Source organism: Bacillus sp. AR2-1 (assembly GCF_008368755.1).
In the GTDB taxonomy this organism is placed as follows: domain Bacteria; phylum Bacillota; class Bacilli; order Bacillales; family Bacillaceae_G; genus Bacillus_A; species Bacillus_A wiedmannii.
Window position 1 is genome coordinate 448,661 of the sequence record NZ_QORY01000001.1, and the last position, 20,985, is coordinate 469,645.

Consider the following 20,985-nt stretch of genomic DNA (forward strand, 5'->3'; position numbering starts at 1 on the left):
GGTAAACATTCTTCATGTTTACCTTTTTTATACGTAACTCTGAGGACATATCCATTTGGATCGACAACTTTAAAACAATTATTTTCTCATAAAACAATAATGACTTTTCTACATCATATATATAGCTGCACCCCATTCGTTTCCTCCTCATCAAAAAAAGCCCACTCTATCCGTGGACTTTCTACTTTACAACGGTAAATCCCTCTTTCTAAACACTACAATTGCTACTATGAAAATACAAAGTGCTCCAGTAGTTAAACCTATACTCACTGGCCATATATTATATGTTCCCTCAGCAATTTCTTTCGGACGAAATAGCGTAAATAATGATATATTTCTCATCCACTCTAACTTATCGCTTAATTTACCTACCATGTCCGTTACGAAAAATAAAATAGTTAAACTTGCTGAGTAGCTAAGTGCCTTTCTTTCGTCATTACATATACAAGAAAAGAAAAATGAATACGCACTAACGACTAAAAATATTAACCCACCGACTATATTTATCTTCAGGAATAATTCTTTATTTAAGTTATTATCTTGTAGAAACCACTCTGCACCTACTATACCCGCTACATACGTAACAGTTACTATGATTAGTAGCCCTAATACGAGAATAGCCGCTTGCGTGATTGCAATTTGCACTCTAGATACAGGTGTTGCTAGCAAGTATGCCATCGCTCCTTTATCTACATGACGAGCAATTAAATGCGTTGCAACTGTTACACAAAAAATTGTTAATATGATAATAAACAATAGACTATAATATTCGCCAGCTAAAAAATCCATTACGTTTTGAATCGGACTTTCCATTCCAACAATTTTTTTCACACTATCAGGCATAGCACTTATTAATTCATTTAACCCTTTCGCTGATACCATTGAAGGGAAGATCCAAATTAATAACCATAAATATAGAGCTGCACCAGTTGCATAACTCAAAATACTTTTTTGTGTTTCTTTCAAACTAGCTAAAAACAATTGCTTATTCATGCTTTACCCCTTCTTTCTTATCGTAATAATGCATAAATAAATGTTCTAAATCCATTGCTCTCGTTTGAAGCGCCGTTACATTATAGTTTGAAAGTGTTTGTAAAACAGTTTGATAGTTTCCTTGCACAATAATCGATGCTTCTCTACCTTTCACCGCTTCAAATTGCAAATTACATTGTGTAAGAGATTCAATCTCTTCTTGCGATGATACGGTTACATCTATTACCTGTCGTCTCAAGCTTTGTAAATCATGAATATTTTCAACCGTTACAAGGCGACCATCTTTAATTATAGCCACTCTGTCACAAGTTCTCTCAATCTCAGTAAAAATGTGCGATGACATAAGGATTGTTTTCCCTCTTTGCTTTTCTTCTAATATTAAATCGATAAACACTTGCTGCATAAGTGGATCGAGTCCTGATGTTGGTTCATCTAAAATTAACACTTCCGGATCATGCATAAAAGCAGCAACAATTCCTACTTTTTGCTTCATTCCTTTAGACATTTTTCGAATCGGTGTTTTCACATCAAATTGTAGACGTTCTATTAATTCATCTCGTCTTTTCGTATCCTTTAACCCGCGCATTCCTTGCATTAACTTTAAAAAATCTAATCCGTTCATTCCTTCAATAAAAGAAATTTCACCTGGCAGATACCCAACTTTCCTTTGGATTTTCGCCGCTTCATTCCAACAATCTAATCCAAAAATTGTCGCTTTACCAGCTGTCGGTTTTATAAATCCCATTAAATTACGAATTGTTGTGGATTTCCCAGCACCATTTGGTCCTAAGTAACCAAATACTTCCCCTTCTTTTACATCAAATGTAATATGAAACAAACCTTTTCCATTTGAAAACTGTTTTGTGACATTTTGAACTGAAATCATAATTCCACCTCATTTTTTGAAATATTTAATATGTGATATTTCAAAATCATTGTACTCCTCATCTTTCATATTCGCAACAACTTTTTGAAATATTTATATGTCCATATTTCAAAATTATTGTTTTCCATTATTTTTTCTTGTATATTTTAATTGAGGTGATTGCATTGAACGGCTTTGAAAAAGTGAAAGAAAAGAAAAAACGTGCCATTAAAGAGGCAGCCTTCTTATTATTTTCAGAACGTGGATTTAATGAAGTGAAAATAGAACATATTGCAAAAGAAGCAAATGTTTCTCAAGTTACCATTTATAATCATTTCGGAAGTAAAGATGCATTATTTAGAGAGCTTATACAAGAATTTATCATATCTGAATTTCAATATTATAAAGATCTTGCAGAGGAAAAATTACCTTTTCATGAGATGATGCAAAAAATGATTGTAAGAAAAATGAATACTGGTGGGTTATTTCAGCCGGATATGTTACTACAAATGATGCAAAGAGATGAAGAGCTCCGAGAGTTTATTTATAGTTATCAAAACGAAAAAATCCTGCCTTGGTATTTAGAAATACTAGAACAAGCACAGCAAAAAAATGAAATTAACCCTCACCTTACTAAAGAAATGATGTTACTATACATTCAAATGTTCACTAAACTAGGTGATGATTTCGGGGCTCAGCTTCTTGAAGGAGATCGCGAAAAACATATACAAGATATCGTTACGATGTTCTTTTATGGACTGTCCGTCCCAGAAAAATAATGTTTCTAAAGAACAAATACCATCACAAAAAAAGCCCTTTGGATATTTAAATCTCAAGGGCTTTTTCATGTCAATAAAATGATTAAAACTAACTTTATCTTAAAGCAGTTAAATGCTGCTTTATAGATAATACCTTATTATAGATTAACTCTTTTAGCATAACTGGCTGAATTGAGATAATTGTTTCACCGAAATTCAGAAAGTAACTTGAAATAAACTCAACTTCTTGTTTGTTAAAATAGCCTGTTATACTATAATTTTCATTTTCTTTTTGTATCCTCATGGAAGGATAATTCTCTTTATCAAAAATATCTTTTCCTTTTTGATTAACAATGACACGAAAATCAATTGCATCCGGCTTTCTGTGAAAAGTTGTAAGATAACTTAACAACTCTTCAAGATTTTTTGGATTCGTATTGCTTGTTTCCTCAATAGAAAGAATTTTATCACATCTAATTATTTGAACATTATTTGTCTCAAAATTAAAGATTTTAGCATACCACTGGCCAAATTTAGATTCTATTCGAATAAATTGGGCGCCCAATACTTTTTCCTCATCTTTTTTTAAATATGTTAAATGATAAACTCGCTCAGCAAAAATCCCCTGTAAAATTTCTTTTAAGAACGGACTAAAATTACTATGATTTGTTACTTCAAAAGAAAGCGTTCTTTCCATGATTGAAATATTTTCACTCACATTATCAGGTAATACATGTTTAAATTTATTTTCAAGCGCAATACTTTCTACATTAAATGGTTTTGTCTTGTATCCATTTAGCGTAAGAATCGAAAAGTATAACGCATACATTTCATCCACACTAAAATAAATTGGCGATAACACACTATTTTCTATAATTTTATAACTTCCATTTCTACCTAGTTCAGAATATATTGGTACACCTATTTCTTCCAATGATTGAATATCTCGCAACGCGGTACTTTTAGAAATATCATATCTAGCCATTAAATCTTTTAAATTAAAATATCTTTTATTATTTAAGAAAATAAGCATATCATTTATTCGTTCCGTTTTTTTCATATTTCCCTCCCAAAAAGGTGTCATGTATTGGAACCTTTTTAGTCTATATTATAATTATTAACTAATAAAGGAGTTATATATTTATGACATTAGAAATAGCTATTTTTCTTTCAATGAATGGGCAAGCAAAGGAGGCAATTAATTTTTACACACGTAATTTAGAAGCTACGCAGTTAATGATTGTTACGTATGGAGAAATGGCCAAAAGAGATAGTTCTTTTAAAATTACAAGTGAAAATAAAGATCATATTGCTCACTCTGTTTTACAAATTGGGAATACAAAGCTAATGATAGCAGAAGATACAATGAAACCTAATGAACGTTATAACGTTGGAAATAACATGTCACTTTGCATTCAAAGCGCTAATTTAGAAGAAATACAAAGGTTTTATAATAATTTAATTTCCGATAAGCATGTGAAGATAATCTCTCCGCTAGAAAAAAATATATTTAGTGAAGCATATGGGATTATTGAAGATCCTTACGGCATACAAATCCAGTTAATGTATGACAAACGATTAAACTAAATAATTATCCATATTCACATATTCCTAATAAAAAAGACACGAAATTCGTGTCTTTTTTACTTTATAGTGATGACTCTACCGGTTTCACTACTTTCAATCGCTAATTGAATAAGTCGAATAACTTCTAAGCCTTCTTGTGCTGTTACAGGTGGTTTCTCACCATTTACTATACTATCTCTTACACCTTTATAATACATGTCATAACAGCCAACTTCTGTTGGAATACGCTCTAGCTTTTCTTCCGTATGTAAAGTAGCAAAATTCTCTTCAGCATCTACTCCATAACCGTTATCGCCTGGCTTCATTCCATTTTTTAATTGTTCTTCCTGTGAATCCATACCGTATTTCACGATAGAACCTTTATCTCCATGCAGTGTAAAGTGTGGACCTTCTTGCTTTACGTAACTGCTACTATGTAAAGTGACACGTTTAACACCGTAGTGAAGTATAACATGGAAGTAATCATCAATTTCTGCACCTGGTCGTTGTTTGATTACATCTGCACTTATCGCATCTGGTTTCCCAAATAATGATAATGCTTGGTCAATTAAATGCGATCCTAAATCATACAGTATACCTGATCCTGGTAAATTCTTTTCTCTCCAGCGATCACGTACATTCGGGCGAAAACGATCGAAATGCGCTTCATATGCGTATAGATTCCCTACTCTATTTTCTTCTAACAATTTCTTTATCGTTAAGAAATCATTATCAAAACGGCGATTATGATACACGCTTAACACCACATTATGCTGTTTTGCTAATGAAATTAGTTCTTCGCCTTCTTCAATTGAAACAACGAATGGCTTCTCCACAACTACATGCTTACCATGTAAAATTGCTTCTTTTACATATGGAAAATGAGTTGTATTCGGTGAAGTAATGACCACTAAGTCAATATCAGCACGATTTACTAATTCCTCAATTGTGCCAACAACTTCAGCATTTGGTAATGCTTGCTTCACTAGTTCTTCTTTTGAAGATAAAATAGCACGAATATCATATTCTTCTATCGTTTGTAATAATGGGATGTGAAATGTTGTACTAGAAAATCCAAATCCTACAATGCCTACACCTATTTTTTCCATGTTGCCCCTCCATCTGTCCCGCTTTAACGGACAGTAAGATTCCTACCTCAAAATTCAGCGAAAGCAAAGAAATTAGTTGAGGAATCAACTGCTCGTAAAAGTCCGATTGATTAAAGTTCCACTTTATGAGAACGATTTCATTCAGTTATTATAACAAGATTATTATTATTTACATAATAATTTGCCTAGAAAAAAGCATCTTGCCATTATTCATAGCAAGATGCTTTTTTACTCTGGTCGTTTTTTTGTCCACGTTTCAATAACTTCACCAGTATCATTAACATCTAGTACTAAACTACCATTACTATACCGGTCTTTATTTCGATACGCTTTCGGATCAATTTCTTCTACAATATGTTTCTCAGTCTTCATATATACTAGTTCATCATCTCGAACAATTTCAATACCGACAATACGGTATGGATTACGTTTTAACTCTTTAAAAATAACAAGACCTCGCTTCGCTCTCGTTGATTTCTCAATTTCTGATGCTTTTAGACGTTTTACAGCACCTCGCTGCGTAACAAGAATAAGTTGATCTTTGTCACCATTTAAAGGTTTACCCGAAGCGACATAATCATCTTCTTTTAAGTTAATTGCTTTTACACCAGCGGCCCTTACACCGACTGGACTTACTTCATCTTCATGGAAAATAAGTGCATATGCACCATAGGTTGCAAGAACAATATCACTCGTTCCATCTGTTGCAAATATATCTACAACATAATCATCTTTTTTCAAATTCACAGCGACGAACGCTCTTGAATAACGCTGAACTTTATATTGGTTTAATTCTGTTTTCTTAATCATACCATTTCGTGTAACAAATACGATAAATCGTTTTTCTTCTTCAAAATTCGGTACGACGGTCGCCCAAATAATCATTTCATCCCGCTCGAGTGAAACGAGATTCGCAACGTGTTGACCTAAATCTTTCCAACGAATTTCTGGCATTTCATATACTGGCAGATATATATAGTTTCCTTTATTCGTAAATAAGAGGACTGTCTCTGTCGTATTCGTATCGAATCGCTCCAGTAAGATGTCACCCTCTTTCATACCGAAGTCTTTTCCGTTCGATGCATTATGTGAACGCCAACCTGTTCGTTTCACATATCCTTCTTTCGTTACAGTAACGATGACATCTTCCTGCGGAATCATAACTTCCACATCGATTTTAATTTCCTCAATTTGTTCTTCAATAATAGCACGGCGATCATCACTATATGTTTTCTTGACTCTCTTCAAATCTGTTTTAATAACTTGAAGAAGTCTTTTTTCACTTTGTAAAATTGACTGTAACTCTATAATCTTCTTATTAAGCTCGTCTGCTTCTTGTTCTAGCGCCGTAATATCTGTATTCGTTAAACGATATAGTTGCAGCGAAACAATTGCTTCTGATTGCGCTTCTGTAAATCCAAATTTCGTACTTAAATTATCTTTTGCATTACGTTTATCCTTAGAAGCACGGATTGTTTCAATCACTTCATCTAAAATCGATAATGCTTTCTTTAAACCTTCTACAATATGTTGACGGTTTTCTGCTTTTCTTAATTCATATTGTGAGCGTCTCGTAACAACTTCTTTTTGATGCCCAATATACGCATCCAAAATCTTAGGTAATGTCATAAGTGTCGGACGACGATTATTTATCGCTACCATATTAAAGTTATATGGAATTTGTAAATCTGTGTTCTTATATAAATAATTTAAAATACCTTCAGCATTTACTTCTTTTTTTAACTCTACAACGATGCGAAGACCTGTACGATCTGTCTCATCACGTACTTCAGCAATTCCATCTAGTTTTTTATCTAGACGTAATTCATCCATTTTTTTAACAAGGTTCGCTTTATTTACTTCATACGGAATTTCTGTAATAACGATTTGTTGCTTCCCACCACGGATTGTTTCAACTTCAGCTTTTCCGCGAATAATAATTTTACCTTTTCCTGTTTCATACGCTTTTTTGATACCATCAATCCCCTGAATAATACCACCTGTCGGGAAATCTGGTCCTTTCATAACTGTTAATAAATCATCAACAGTACTATTCGGCTTATCAATACGCATCATCGTCGCATCAATTACTTCCCCAAGGTGATGCGGAGGAATTTCTGTTGCATAACCAGCTGAAATTCCTGTCGATCCGTTCACTAGTAAGTTCGGGAACATCGCTGGAAGTACAACAGGTTCTTCACTCGTATCATCGAAATTTGACACGAATTCTACTGTTTCTTTATCGAGATCACGCAATAACTCAGATGCGATTGGTGATAATCGTGCTTCCGTATAACGCATTGCCGCTGCTGGATCGCCATCCACACTACCATTATTACCATGCATTTCAACTAAAACATTACGTACTTTCCAAGTTTGACTTAAACGTACCATCGCCTCATATACAGAGGAATCACCGTGTGGATGGTAGTTACCAATAACATTACCAACTGTTTTAGCTGATTTACGAAATGCTTTATCATGTACATTTCCTTCTACATACATAGAATATAAAATACGTCTTTGCACCGGTTTTAAACCGTCACGCGCATCTGGAAGCGCGCGATCTTGAATAATATATTTACTATAACGTGCAAAGCGGTCACCTAACACGTCTTCAAGCGGGAGGTCATGAAACTTCTCTGCCTGCATGTTATTCCACCTCCGTCTCCATAATCATTTCATTTTCTAAAATGTTTCCTTCTTCTTGCATACCAAATTGTACATTTCGTTCGATCCATTTACGGCGAGGTTCTACTTTATCACCCATCAACGTCGTAACTCGGCGCTCCGCTCTTGATGCATCGTCAATTTTCACACGAATCAACGTACGTGTTTCAGGATTCATCGTCGTTTCCCATAATTGGTCTGCATTCATTTCGCCAAGTCCTTTATAGCGCTGCAGCATGTAGCCTTTACCGACCTTTTTTGTTACACCATCTAATTCTTCATCAGACCATGCATACTCAATCACTTCACTCTTACCTTTTCCTTTACTTACTTTGTATAAAGGAGGAAGTGCAATAAATACTTTGCCAGCTTCGATAAGTGGTTTCATATATCTGTAGAAGAACGTTAGTAACAATACTTGAATGTGCGCACCATCTGTATCAGCATCGGTCATAATTACAATTTTATCGTAGTTAATATCTTCAACAGCGAATTCATTCCCTACACCACCGCCAATAGCGTAAATAATTGTATTAATCTCTTCATTTTTAAAGATATCAGCAAGTTTTGCTTTTTCTGTATTGATTACTTTACCACGTAACGGTAATACCGCTTGGAAACGTCGGTCTCGACCTTGTTTCGCGGAACCACCCGCAGAGTCACCCTCTACTAGGTACAGTTCATTTTTTTGCGGGTTACGTGATTGTGCTGGTGTTAACTTACCACTTAATGTACCTTCTGATTTCTTTTTCTTTTTACCAGTACGCGCTTCTTCTCTCGCTTTACGAGCAGCCTCACGTGCCTGCGCTGCTTTAACTGCCTTTCTCACAAGAAGTGTAGCAACATCCGGGTTTTCTTCTAAAAAGTAAGCTAAATGCTCAGATACAATTGCATCAATTGAAGAACGAGCTTCACTTGTACCAAGTTTCCCTTTCGTTTGCCCTTCAAACTGAAGTACTTCTTCTGGTACACGTACAGAAACGATAGCCGCTACACCTTCACGAATATCTGTACCTTCTAAGTTTTTATCTTTTTCTTTTAATAACGATACTTTACGAGCATACTCATTGAACACACGAGTCATTGCTGTCTTAAACCCAGCTTCGTGTGTTCCACCATCTTTTGTACGTACATTATTTACAAACGAAAGAATATTTTCTGAGTAGCCATCGTTAAATTGAAAAGCTAGCTCTGCCTCAATTCCATTTTGTTCACCAGTAAAATATACAACCGGATGGATTGAATCTTTTTCTTCATTTAAGTATGAAACGAAAGCTTCGATTCCTGTTTCATAATGAAAGACATCTTCTAAATCATTTCGCTCATCTTTTATTGAGATTTTCATCCCTTTTAATAAGAATGCAGATTCACGTAATCTTTCACATAATGTTTCGTAATTGTAATTTGTTGTGCTGAAAATCGTTGTATCTGGTTTAAAATGTATTGTCGTACCAGACTCTTTCGTCTTCCCGATTTTTTCCAGTGTCGTTGCAGGAATACCACCATTTTCAAAGCGTTGTTCATAAATATTTCCGTCACGTTTAATCGTCACTACTAACCATTCTGACAAGGCATTTACAACTGATGCCCCAACACCGTGTAGACCACCACTTGTTTTATAGCCACCTTGACCAAACTTACCACCGGCATGAAGTACAGTTAAAATAACTTCAGGTGTAGGTTTCCCAAGTTTATGCATTCCCGTAGGCATTCCTCGCCCTTTATCAATAACGCTAATACTATTATCTTTATGTATTACGACAGAAATTTCGTCGCCAAATCCCGCTAACGCTTCATCAACGGAGTTATCTACTATTTCATATACTAAATGATGCAATCCACGGCTATCCGTACTCCCGATATACATACCCGGGCGTTTTCGAACGGCTTCAAGTCCTTCTAGCACTTGAATTGCATCTTCATTATATTGGAACTGATGCTTTGCCAAACTCCTTGCCCCTTTCCTAATCAAATCAGAACATATGTTTCTATTATAGAATAACGCCTCGACTATAGTTTTGGCAAGTTATCTTATCTCTTTTATATACCATTTTCAATAGAAAAATCCTTGTTTTTTCACAAGGATTCCTCTAGGCTACTATTTCAGAAAAATAATCGTTTGTCAACGAGAAATGGATATGTATGCCAAGATTATACATTCCAAACCTTTATCATGATCCAAATGATCAATATCCAAAATGGGATAACAAGTAACATTCCCCAAAAACAGCCTTTAAAAAATCTCATGATGAACACCTCGTTCATCGGCCCTACTTATTTATAAAGAGGGCTGAATCAATCTTTCTCTCTTTAAAACCTATACTATTTTGTCATCGCATGTTCTACTTTAATGCAACGATCCATTATTACAGTATAGCCTTTTTCTTGCAAAAGTTTATATGTATCTTCATCTTGTACTCCTAATTGTGCCCAAAAAACATCTGCATCAATCTCTACAAACTCTTTCGCAACATCCATTAAAAATTCTGAACGACGGAATACATTTACAATATCAACATGTTCCTTAATATCCTTTAGTGAAGAAACTGCTTTTTCTCCAAGCACCTCATCTACTGTTGGGTTTACTGGAATAATGCGATACCCAGCATCTTGCATTGCTTTTGAAACCATATACGATGTACGTTCTGGCTTATCCGATAATCCAACAACTGCAATCGTTTTGCTTTTCTTTAATACTTCACCAATTTCCGTACGAGTTGGGTTTTCAATTGTCATAATTTATCCCTCCTATTCCTTTAGTATAGCCGATAAAGAAAGTCTCTTTCAATATGAAAGAGACTTTCTTTTATTTCAATTATTGATTCTTTGTAGCTGAATTATCTGCTAAAGTAGCTGTTTTCGTCATTTTTTGACCGTTACGATAGAATGTAACTTCTACTTTCTCGCCTACTTTTTTCTTTTCATATAAATATTTACGGAATTGAAGTGAATTTTCTACTTTTTGATCATCTAATGATACTACAATATCATATTGCTCTAAACCAGCTTTTTCTGCAGGTGATATTGGGTAAATTTTACCTAATACAACACCGTTTGTTACTTCTTTCGGTACTTTCAATTGATTTACTGCATAAGCTTGCACATCTTCTAATGAAACGACACCTACTCCAAGAGCTGGACGTTTCACTACTCCGTCTTTTTCAAGTGATTCAATAACTGGCTTTGCAATATTAATTGGAATAGCAAATCCAATTCCTTCAACTTCTTGTTGTGCAATTTTACTTGAATTAATCCCAATTATTTCACCATTTTGGTTAAACAACGCACCACCACTATTACCTGGGTTAATTGCTGCATCTGTTTGAATAACTTGAGCATTCCAATCTGCACGCTTATCGCCATCGATATCTACTGGAATTTCACGTTCTTTGCTACTAATAATACCTTCCGTTACACTTCCATCAAACCCTAGTGGGTTACCAATTGCAATCGCTTTTTCACCCGCACGAAGTTTACTTGAATCACCTAAAGTGGCAACTTTATTTACATTAGATCCATCAATTTCTACAACCGCTAAATCTAACCAAGGGTCTTTCCCTACAAGTTTTGCATCTACCTTTTTACCATCACTTAGTTTTACAGCAAGTTTATTCGCTCCATCTACTACATGGTTGTTCGTTACAATATACGCTTTATTTCCTGCTTTTTTATAAATAACACCTGATCCTGAGCCAGCTTGTTGCTCTTGGCCTGTCGGTTGCATTGCAAATGGATCAACACTTTGTTGCATATTAATAACACCTACAACAACATCTTTCGCGCCTTCAATCATACCAGGTAAATCAGTTTCATTTTTTGCTTTATTGACAACAGGAACTACAGTACCTTCAACTTTTGAATCCGAACTGAATGATGATACAGCCGCTCCATTATTTTGAGCCCATGGCATATATGGTGCCGCAAAACTAATTGTGACAGCCCCAACTACAGCTCCGACTAAACCTGTGAAAAAATAACCTTTTTTACTACCTGATTTTCTCACTTCTCTCGTTTCACTATGCTCTTCATTTAAATTTGGTCCGTCGTAATATCCCATGTTTACTTCCCCTCTCTGGTGAATTCGTATTTTCAGTATAGTCACGTTTTGTGTCCTTCTTGTGAACTCATCGTGAAATCCAATTAAAAAAATACTCTTATCTAACATTGTAGACAAGAAAAGTATTTTTTGTACATTCCACCTACAAAAGAGAGTATAAATTTGCTATATCCCAAAGCCAAAGCGCATAGTAATTTAAAGGTTATTCTTCAAATTTGTAACCCACTCGAATAACAGTACCGATATGCTTCGCTTTATCTCCTAGCTTATTTCGTAGTTTTTTAATATGAGTATCAACCGTTCGGTCATCACCGTAGTAATCATATCCCCATAACTGATCTAATAAATGTTGACGTGACAACACAATTCCTTTGTTCTCCATTAAATAAACAAGAAGTTCAAATTCCTTATGTGTCAATATAATTTCTTCTCCATCTACTAAAACGGTTCTAGATAGACGATTCACTTCTATTCCAGCTAAAGACATAGCATTTTCTTCCGCTACTCCTACCACACCATCCGCGCGTTTTAATAACGTCTTCGCACGAGCTACTAACACTTTCGGGCTGAAAGGTTTCGTTACATACTCATCTGCACCTAATTCGAACCCTAGTAGTGTATCATCCTCATCTGAACGTGCTGTCAACATAATGATCGGTACTGCTGATTCTTTTCTAATTCGTCTACAAACAGACCATCCATCTATTTCTGGTAACATAATATCTAACATAATTAAATCAATTTCATGCTCTGCAAATAATTCTAACGCTATTTTTCCGTCTTCTGCTTCGATTACTTCAAAGCCTTCATTACGAAAATAATCACTAACGATTTCACGTAATCTTCTTTCATCTTCAACAAGTAATACTGTTTTATTCATATAATCTATCCCGCCTTTTTACTCTTTCAATCGAATAATACGTTGATTGGAGCTTCCGCGAAATGGAAGTGTTAAATCTTTTTTCTCGATTTCAAACCTTCCATCGACTAAAACATCCCCATAATGTAACAACTCTATCATATCATTATTTTGAGAACTCTGTATCTCTTCTAACGTATAACCTGTATACATCCATAGATTTTTTTTCAAGTCTTTCACAGCTTTTGCTACTTTTTTCACTTCAGCAGCTTGGAAGAATGGATCTCCACCTGAAAATGTTACATCAGTTAATGAATTACTTGCAATCTCGTTCACAATTTCTTCTACTGTCATTTCAGTTCCATTACAAATATTCCACGATTTTGGATTATGGCAACCGAAACAACGATGCGGACAGCCCGCAAAAAACACGACTGTCCGCAACCCTTCCCCATCTACTACACTATCATGAATGATGTTCATCACTTTCATTTATGCTTCACCCGATCCATCTCTTCACTACGTTTCGCACTATTCCACTTCGACATATCTCCTACAAGATAACCTGTTATACGGCGAATTCTTTCTATATTAGCTTCGTCTTCATTTCCGCAACTTGGGCATTCATTTCCAATAACTCCGTGATAACTGCAGCACTTACAACGGTCAACAGGATGATTAATTGAACCGTATCCAACGCCATGATTTGCCATCGCTCGTACAATTTGTTTTAACGCCTGTTTGTTATGCATAGCTGCTCCGTCTAGCTCAATATACGTAATATGTCCCCCGTTACATAGAGCATGGAAAGGTCCTTCTAAACGAATTTTATTTATCGCTTGAATGCTATAGTAAACTGGGATATGGAATGAATTCGTATAATAATTATGGTTCGTTATACCGCTAATCACACCAAATTCTTCTCTATCTTTTTTCACAAACTTCCCTGATAACCCTTCTGCAGGAGTTGCAATTACTGAGAAATTCAGTTCATGTTCTTCCGTTGCTTTATCCATTCTATCTCTCATAAAGGAAATGATTTCATATCCGAGTTTCCATGATTCTTCATCTTCTCCATGATGCTTTCCTGTTAAAGCTACTAAACACTCCGCAAGACCGATAAAACCAAGACTTAACGTCCCTTGCTTTAAAATGGATGCTACAGAATCTTCAGGCTGTAACTTCTCTCCACCGCGCCATACACCTTGTGAATATAAAAATCGAAAATCTCTTGCTCGCTTCGTACATTGATACTCAAATCTCTCTAATAATTGCTTAATCCCTAAATCTAAGTAATAATTTAACGCTTCAAAAAATGCTTCTTTTGAACCACTAATTAACGCTAATTTCACTAAGTTGATAGACGTAAATGATAAATTGCCTCTTCCAATCGCTGTTTCTTCTCCATGTATGTTAGACATGACACGGGTACGACATCCCATATAACATACTTCACTTTCCGGTCGTCCGTCATAATGCACTGCATTAAATGGCGCATCTAAAAATGAAAAGTTAGGGAATAATCGTTCAGCCGTTGTCTCTAACGCTAATTCAAATAAATCATAGTTCGGATCACATTCTTCAAAGTTCACACCTTTTTTCATTTTAAAAATTTGAATCGGAAAAATTGGTGTTTCTCCTTTACCAAGACCAGCTTGTGTCGCTTTTAAAAGTTGTCTAACTAATAACCGTCCCTCTTTTGATGTGTCTGTTCCATAATTAATAGAAATAAACGGTACTTGTCCCCCGCCCCTACTGTGCATACTATTTGAATTATGAACGAAGGCTTCACACGCCTGATACGTATCATTTTCTGTTTCTTTCCATGCAAATTCTTCTATTTGTTCTTTCGTAAGCGGATATGACTGTAATCGTTTCTTATGTCTCGCTACTGTTTTTCTCACATATGGAGCTAAATCAATATCAAAGAGTGCAAATGATTGACCACCGTGCTGCATATTTTGATTCGCCTGAAAAATAATAGACGAAAGAGCCAATGCACTTTTAATATCCTGCGGTTGTCTCATATGCCCATGTCCGGTATGAAAACCGTCCGCAAGCATTTGCGCTAACGGAATTTGCGAACAAGTCGTCGTTCCTGTCGCATAAAAATCTAAGTCATGTGGATATAATATATTTTGATTTATCGCTTTTTTCACTTGATCTGACAATAAATTTTCAACTGCATAATATTTCGCACTCTCTGATGCGAACGTTCCCATTACTCCCATTGGAGAGCGACCATCTACATTTGCATTTTCTTGCATTAAATCTTGCTCACTACCGTGGACAATCGTCTCAAACACTCTCATTAATTCTTCTCCACGTACATTTCGTTGTAACATTTATAACCCTCCACCAATATGTTGTTGTCTTTTGATTAAAATGTTACTACATATAGTCTTGGTGTTTCTGTGAGAAATGTAACATTCCTGTGAAATTTTTTTCACGAAATAATGAATTTTTCATTTACAAAAAAGAAATGTGCTCTTTACAAATGTATGGTACAATATACGGGAAAAACTCTTTTTACCCTTTATCAACACATTTGAATAAAGGAGACTGAACTTATGGTTATTACATATCTTTTATTTATCGTTGCCTACTTACTTGGCTCGATTCCATTCGCACTAGTCGTTGGAAAAATCGGCTACGGAATCGATATTCGTGAGCACGGAAGCGGTAATCTAGGCGGAACAAATACATTCCGCACACTAGGGAAAAAAGCAGGTTTTATCGTTACAATTGCTGACATTTTAAAAGGTACATTAGCAACAAGTCTACCGATTATTTTCGGTTTAGATGTTCACCCACTATGGTTCGGATTAGCAGCTGTTCTTGGACATGTGTATCCGATTTTCGCGAAATTCCGTGGTGGTAAAGCTGTTGCAACTTCTGCTGGCGTGCTATTATGCTACTCTCCAGTTGTTTTTGCAATATTAGCTGTTGTCTTTTTCAGCCTTTTATTTACAACAAGATACGTATCACTTTCTTCTATGGTAACAGCCGTCGTTGCTGTTATTGCATCCATTGTTAGCGGGGATAAAATCTTCATTATTGCGATGTGTTTATTAGCAGGTATGGTTATTTATAAACACCGTGCAAATATCGGACGAATTATAAATAAAACTGAACCGAAAGCAAACTTTTCAAAAAAGCAAAAATAAGATCGTAACCCACATAACGCAAAAAGAAAACGTGAAGCATATTAATAGCGTCTTTTTGCGTTATTTTTTATACTAAAGAAAAAGCAACATAATTTGGAGGAACTATACATGAATCTTTCCGTAACAAAAGAAGCAGCACAATGGTATAAAAACGAATTAAACTTACAATCGGGTGAAACACTACGCCTTTTCGTACAATACGGCGGTTGCAGTACTGTGCAAAAAGGACTTTCTTTAGGTATTCGTAAAGATGATCCTGCACATCCTGCTGTTCAAACTCAAGAAGAAGGTATTAACTTCTTTATTGAAGGCGATGATGAGTGGTTCTTCGATGGACATAATTTAGCTGTTACATTTAACGACGGTGATGATTTCCCGCAATTTAATTATGAAAAATAAAAAAGCGTGGCTTCTGCCACGCTTTTTTATTTTTTCTTAATTTCCTCATATTTCGCATACCACTCTGGATATAACTTTTTAAATGATACAGGCCTGAACCCTTCTTTTTTCGCGCAAATATTCGTCGTACTTGCAGTAATACAAAGTTCACCTTCACCGTTATATATTTCATAACCATATACAACGCGAAGCGGACTAACAGTATCAATCCACGTTTTCACAATTGCTTTTTCTCCGTAACGCATCGCTTTACGATATGAAATTTGCAAATCTAACACAGGAGAAATAATTCCCTCTTTCTCCATTTCAACATATGAAAATCCTAAATCTTGTATAAGTTTCGTGCGACCTAGTTCAAGCCACACCAAATAGTTTGAATGGTAAACAACACCCATTTGATCTGTTTCCGCATAACGGATTTCAACTTCATGTTCTGCTACAAACATATGTATTCGCCTTCTTTCACTTCTGCTACCTTGCATACATTTAATCATAATACAGTGACATCAAAAATAAAATAAAAACAGTGAATCTTTTACTGAAAGGAGCAAGCATATGATTCAAATTGTAACTGTTCGTAGCGGTGATAGCGTATATAGCTTGGCATCAAAGTACGGATCAACACCTGACGAAATAGTAAAGGACAATGGACTAAATCCAGCTGAAACACTCGTTGTAGGTCAGGCACTGATCGTTAATACGAAAGGGAATAATTATTATGTACAGCCTGGCGATAGCCTATATCGAATCTCTCAAACATATAACGTACCTCTCGCTAGTTTAGCTAAGGTTAATAACTTATCTTTAAAATCCATTCTCCATGTTGGACAGCAATTATATATACCAAAAGGGACAAAACGCGCAGTAGAATCCATCGCTTATTTACAACCTTCAACAATACCAATAAAAGAAAGTTTGGTTAACGCTACGCGTGCCATTAATCCATTTTTAACATATTTGGCTTACTTCAGTTTCGAGGCAAAAAGAGATGGTACGTTAAAAGAACCAACTGAAACAGCTAAAATCGCTAATATTGCAACGCAAGGCAAAACCATCCCGATGCTCGTTATTACAAATATTGAAAATGGAAATTTCAGTGCCGATCTGACATCGGTTATTTTACGCGATGCATCGATTCAAAACAAATTTATTACTAACATTTTACAAACAGCTGAGAAGTACGGTATGCGAGACATTCATTTTGATTTCGAGAGTATAGCACCTGAAGATCGCGAAGCGTATAATCGTTTTTTACGAAATGTAAAAACACGCTTACCTAACGGATACACATTGAGTACAACGCTTGTACCGAAAACAAGTTCAAATCAAAAGGGAAAATTTTTCGAAGCTCACGATTATAAAGCACAAGGGCAAATTGTTGATTTCGTCGTCATTATGACATATGACTGGGGTTGGCAAGGCGGGCCACCGATGGCTATTTCTCCTATCGGTCCTGTAAAAGAAGTACTTCAATATGCAAAATCTCAAATGCCTCCCCAAAAAATTATGATGGGGCAAAACTTATACGGATTCGATTGGAAACTTCCGTTCAAACAAGGCAATCCGCCTGCAAAAGCAATTAGCTCTGTCGCAGCTGTCGCACTAGCTCGTAAATACAATGTCCCCATCCGCTATGATTTCACAGCTCAAGCTCCTCATTTTAATTATTTTGATGAAAATGGTGTTCAACACGAAGTTTGGTTTGAAGATTCACGGTCTATTCAAAGCAAATTCAATTTAATGAAAGAACAAGGTATAGGCGGTATTAGTTACTGGAAGATTGGCTTACCATTCCCGCAAAATTGGCGTTTACTCGTTGAAAATTTTACGATTACGAAAAAGGGCTGACATAAGTCAGCCCTTTTTGATTATTAAAAATCCGTCACAAAAAGAAGAATGACAACATTCTCTCTTTTTTAACCGTTATCAACAATCGGTTGTTTGCCTGTTTGGTCTTGCATTTGCTTTCCTTTATTGCCACCAGCTTTTTTTGATTGTGTTCCAATATGATTCGGTGCAAAGTCTTTTGAATTCTTTTTCGGATTACCCATTACTATCGCCTCCTTAACACTAGTATCGTACTAGTGTTAAGAATTATTCAGCTTGCTTAAAAAGTTGCATTTCATAACGTTTTTCAATACGCTCTTCAATGCGATCGATTGCATCACGATCACTTAATAATTGTTGTTTATTTTCTTTCACAAGTTCGTCAAATGATTTACGGCGACTTCTTCTCATGCTGTTCACCCTCTCTCCTTCGCATTCTTACTATACATAGTATGAGCAAATGAAAAACTCTTTAATCAGATTTGTAAGAAAATTTTATGTTTTAGTACTCCTAAAAAAACTCCGTGCACAACTTCTTGTACACGGAGTTTTTTATACCATTATATTTAAATATTCTTTTAGCTTTTCATCTGCATTCATTTCACTTTGTTTATACTCACTTAGCGCTTGCAGTACGAAATCATACTGTCCTAAAATATAACTTTCTAATTTCAGGACATCCTCTAAGCTATTAAGCATAATTCTCGTATTACCAACTTCACTTTTTAACGCGGGTTCACAATTTAAACTCGTACATATTTCTTTCACATCATCTTCTAATATCTCTGTTAATACGTATTTCTTTCGCCCTTTTACTTTTACTCTCATAACTGGATAAAAAGCTTTTATATCTAAATAGCTTCCTACATTCATACAACGAATCCATTCGATATCACGTTTATTTCGTACAAGTATCTTTTTTACTGCTTCATATACTACTGTTTCATCAAGTACTTCTGTATTCGATTTCCTGTTTGTTTCTTCTTCAATAGATGCACATTTTTGATAAACAGCTGCACAAGTAATACAATCATCAAATGCATTATGAGAACTTAAACGAATGCCAAGCATTCGCTTTAACGTTTCAAGTTTATGATTAGGTGCGTGCTTCATATATTTCTTCGCTAAAAACACAGTATCAATCACTTTATTTTGAGGTTCAGGCAGCCCAAGCATATTTACATTACTTTTTAAAAAACGCATATCAAAAGATGCATTATGAGCGACAATAACATTTGTATGTAAAAATGCTAAAAATAAAGGTAATACTTCTTCAATCGTCGGTGCATCTGAAACACGATAATTTGTAATACCTGTTAAACTCGTTATTCGGTCCGGAATTGAACGCTCTGGATCCACATAGGAAACAAATTGATCTACTAGTTCATGATTACGATATTTCACTGCTGCTACTTGAATAATTTTATCATTATAAGGGTTAAATCCTGTTGTTTCAAAATCAATTACAACATAATCTAACGGTAAGGATATATTCCCCACTCCAAACACTCCTTTACCTCTAAACGTTTATATTTCTTTTATCATAACATGCTGCTATCACTACGTGAAAAAGAAAAGGCAGAAATGGTAACTTTCCACCTCTACCTTTTCACCATTATTTTAATTTAGCAATCCGTTTCTCCATCTCTTTTTGCGTCATCGGTCCAATAAACTTATCTTGAATGACACCTTTCGTATCTATAAAATACGAAGTTGGAATCGTAATTACTTTATACGCTGTTGTCACATCAATGTTCTTGTCCAATAAAATAGGAAAAGTAATTCCTTTTTCTTTTGCAAAATTGCTTACCTTTTCTACTCCCCCGCCCTTTTCTGAAGGCGTATAATTTATTGCTAAAATTTCTACATTTTCTTTATGTTCTTTATAGAAAGCCTCCATATCCGGCATTTCTTGCTGGCAAGGTCCACACCACGTTGCCCAAAAGTTTAAAATCACTTTCTTTCCTTTCAAATCTGATAACTTTACATTCGTTCCATCTAACTTCGTTAATTCAAAGTTTGGCGCACTCTTCCCTATTTCGATACCATTACTTGCAATCATCTCTTTCATAGCAGCTTCACTTTTTTCTTGCTCCCCTTGTACCGCCTGGTCTTTTTTACCAAACTGTTCATAAGCTGCATATCCCGCTAAACAAAGTAACACTACAATAATCGTAAGCTTCCGCCACATTTTATATCACCCTAACGTATTTATCTTCTTATTAACCTAATTACCCAAATACTATATACCTTATTTTAGCTTATACGGACAAGCTTGGAAATATTCACAGTCAAAATAATTAGAATATTCTTATTCAAAGTGAAGTTTTTTCCTTTTTATCATATAATTAGAAAAACAGATGAGGTGTTTTATCTTCTTATTGACCCACTTACCTATTTACTCTCGTAGTTAAATAACCTTCAACAAAAGGGGGATTGTTTATGAATTCATTCGAAAAAACAACATTATATATTCTTAGTTTTCTTTTATACCCAATCGGCATTATTACATGGATCATTTCACTCTTTAGTAAAGATCTTGAAAAAAAGAAAGTAGGGCGTATTTGTCTCTACGTCTCTCTAGTCTCATTCGTCCTTTTCTTAATTCTCGGAATTGCAACTTTCCTTATGACTGCTACTTTTAACGTTGATCTGAATCACTCCGAATCTATCGAGTATCAAATAAATGATGCTGAATAAAGATAAGAGCAGTTC

General features: G+C 35.2%; 22 protein-coding genes. 6 read left to right on the forward strand and 16 right to left on the reverse strand.

The window, feature by feature from the left end:
* Positions 1-186: 186 nt before the first annotated feature.
* Positions 187-993 (reverse strand): ABC transporter permease subunit, encoded by an 807-nt coding sequence (locus DT250_RS02310; protein WP_097908438.1) that lies wholly within the window; start codon positions 991-993, stop codon positions 187-189.
* Positions 986-1,879 carry an ABC transporter ATP-binding protein gene (locus DT250_RS02315; RefSeq protein ID WP_060487381.1) on the reverse strand — a complete coding sequence of 298 codons (894 nt, stop codon included), beginning with the start codon at positions 1,877-1,879 and terminating at the stop codon, positions 986-988. Before DT250_RS02315 ends, DT250_RS02310 begins: the two co-directional genes overlap by 8 nt.
* A 137-nt stretch (positions 1,880-2,016) precedes the next feature.
* On the opposite strand from DT250_RS02315, the gene DT250_RS02320 reads away from it, so the two are divergent.
* A complete protein-coding gene (locus DT250_RS02320) occupies positions 2,017-2,637 on the forward strand; it encodes a TetR/AcrR family transcriptional regulator (protein WP_116300162.1) in 621 nt (206 codons plus the stop codon).
* A 94-nt stretch (positions 2,638-2,731) separates the two neighbouring features.
* Here DT250_RS02320 and DT250_RS02325 read toward each other — a convergent pair whose 3' ends face one another.
* Positions 2,732-3,700, reverse strand: a complete 969-nt coding sequence (locus tag DT250_RS02325; RefSeq protein ID WP_097889909.1) for a helix-turn-helix transcriptional regulator — start codon at positions 3,698-3,700, stop codon at positions 2,732-2,734.
* A gap of 59 nt (positions 3,701-3,759) precedes the next feature.
* Here DT250_RS02325 and DT250_RS02330 point away from each other — a divergent pair, with 59 nt between their 5' ends.
* Positions 3,760-4,203: a VOC family protein gene (locus tag DT250_RS02330; protein WP_097889910.1), complete on the forward strand. Its 444-nt coding sequence runs from the start codon at positions 3,760-3,762 to the stop codon at positions 4,201-4,203.
* Between the two features lie 56 nt (positions 4,204-4,259).
* Here the strand turns inward: DT250_RS02330 and DT250_RS02335 are convergent, their stop codons facing one another.
* The 8 genes from DT250_RS02335 to DT250_RS02370 form a co-directional block, all read right to left on the reverse strand.
* Entirely contained in the window at positions 4,260-5,291 is a 1,032-nt protein-coding gene (locus tag DT250_RS02335) for an oxidoreductase (RefSeq protein ID WP_088064186.1), read from the reverse strand.
* Between the two features lie 228 nt (positions 5,292-5,519).
* A complete protein-coding gene (gene parC / locus DT250_RS02340; protein ID WP_001147486.1) occupies positions 5,520-7,943 on the reverse strand; it encodes a DNA topoisomerase IV subunit A in 2,424 nt (807 codons plus the stop codon).
* A gap of 1 nt (position 7,944) precedes the next feature.
* On the reverse strand, positions 7,945-9,909 hold the full coding sequence (gene parE, locus DT250_RS02345; RefSeq protein ID WP_001062189.1) for a DNA topoisomerase IV subunit B: 1,965 nt from the start codon (positions 9,907-9,909) through the stop codon (positions 7,945-7,947).
* Positions 9,910-10,283: 374 nt separating this feature from the next.
* Positions 10,284-10,697: a CoA-binding protein gene (locus DT250_RS02350; RefSeq protein WP_048565897.1), complete on the reverse strand. Its 414-nt coding sequence runs from the start codon at positions 10,695-10,697 to the stop codon at positions 10,284-10,286.
* Between the two features lie 79 nt (positions 10,698-10,776).
* Entirely contained in the window at positions 10,777-12,018 is a 1,242-nt protein-coding gene (locus tag DT250_RS02355) for a S1C family serine protease (RefSeq protein WP_046957742.1), read from the reverse strand.
* Positions 12,019-12,220: 202 nt separating this feature from the next.
* A complete protein-coding gene (locus DT250_RS02360) occupies positions 12,221-12,898 on the reverse strand; it encodes a response regulator transcription factor (protein ID WP_001044675.1) in 678 nt (225 codons plus the stop codon).
* 18 nt (positions 12,899-12,916) lie between these two features.
* A complete protein-coding gene (nrdG, locus tag DT250_RS02365; protein WP_000867068.1) occupies positions 12,917-13,369 on the reverse strand; it encodes an anaerobic ribonucleoside-triphosphate reductase activating protein in 453 nt (150 codons plus the stop codon).
* The gene (locus tag DT250_RS02370) at positions 13,366-15,222 is read right to left on the reverse strand and encodes an anaerobic ribonucleoside triphosphate reductase (protein ID WP_087982126.1); all 1,857 of its coding nucleotides are present in this window, start codon (positions 15,220-15,222) and stop codon (positions 13,366-13,368) included. The genes nrdG and DT250_RS02370 overlap by 4 nt, the downstream gene beginning before the upstream one ends.
* Before the next feature lie 225 nt (positions 15,223-15,447).
* On the opposite strand from DT250_RS02370, the gene plsY reads away from it, so the two are divergent.
* Complete coding sequence (gene plsY, locus DT250_RS02375; protein WP_000237189.1) at positions 15,448-16,044, forward strand: glycerol-3-phosphate 1-O-acyltransferase PlsY; 597 nt, start codon at positions 15,448-15,450, stop codon at positions 16,042-16,044.
* A gap of 108 nt (positions 16,045-16,152) precedes the next feature.
* A complete protein-coding gene (locus DT250_RS02380) occupies positions 16,153-16,443 on the forward strand; it encodes a HesB/YadR/YfhF family protein (RefSeq protein ID WP_001054448.1) in 291 nt (96 codons plus the stop codon).
* A gap of 26 nt (positions 16,444-16,469) precedes the next feature.
* On the opposite strand, the gene DT250_RS02385 is transcribed toward DT250_RS02380, so the two are convergent.
* Positions 16,470-16,889 (reverse strand): acyl-CoA thioesterase, encoded by a 420-nt coding sequence (locus tag DT250_RS02385; protein WP_000495804.1) that lies wholly within the window; start codon positions 16,887-16,889, stop codon positions 16,470-16,472.
* Positions 16,890-16,998: 109 nt separating this feature from the next.
* Here DT250_RS02385 and DT250_RS02390 point away from each other — a divergent pair, with 109 nt between their 5' ends.
* Positions 16,999-18,291 (forward strand): glycoside hydrolase family 18 protein, encoded by a 1,293-nt coding sequence (locus tag DT250_RS02390; protein ID WP_088608910.1) that lies wholly within the window; start codon positions 16,999-17,001, stop codon positions 18,289-18,291.
* A gap of 68 nt (positions 18,292-18,359) precedes the next feature.
* Here DT250_RS02390 and sspN read toward each other — a convergent pair whose 3' ends face one another.
* The 4 genes from sspN to DT250_RS02410 form a co-directional block, all read right to left on the reverse strand.
* Entirely contained in the window at positions 18,360-18,494 is a 135-nt protein-coding gene (gene sspN / locus DT250_RS02395; protein WP_000527987.1) for an acid-soluble spore protein SspN, read from the reverse strand.
* A 43-nt stretch (positions 18,495-18,537) separates the two neighbouring features.
* Positions 18,538-18,681 carry an FbpB family small basic protein gene (locus tag DT250_RS02400; protein WP_001254698.1) on the reverse strand — a complete coding sequence of 48 codons (144 nt, stop codon included), beginning with the start codon at positions 18,679-18,681 and terminating at the stop codon, positions 18,538-18,540.
* A gap of 141 nt (positions 18,682-18,822) precedes the next feature.
* Positions 18,823-19,770, reverse strand: coding sequence for a 3'-5' exonuclease (locus DT250_RS02405; protein WP_149212433.1), 948 nt, complete (start codon positions 19,768-19,770; stop codon positions 18,823-18,825).
* 115 nt (positions 19,771-19,885) lie between these two features.
* Positions 19,886-20,461: a TlpA family protein disulfide reductase gene (locus DT250_RS02410; protein WP_000269060.1), complete on the reverse strand. Its 576-nt coding sequence runs from the start codon at positions 20,459-20,461 to the stop codon at positions 19,886-19,888.
* A gap of 251 nt (positions 20,462-20,712) precedes the next feature.
* Here DT250_RS02410 and DT250_RS02415 point away from each other — a divergent pair, with 251 nt between their 5' ends.
* Positions 20,713-20,970 carry a hypothetical protein gene (locus DT250_RS02415; protein ID WP_046954569.1) on the forward strand — a complete coding sequence of 86 codons (258 nt, stop codon included), beginning with the start codon at positions 20,713-20,715 and terminating at the stop codon, positions 20,968-20,970.
* The last annotated feature ends 15 nt before the right edge of the window (positions 20,971-20,985 follow it).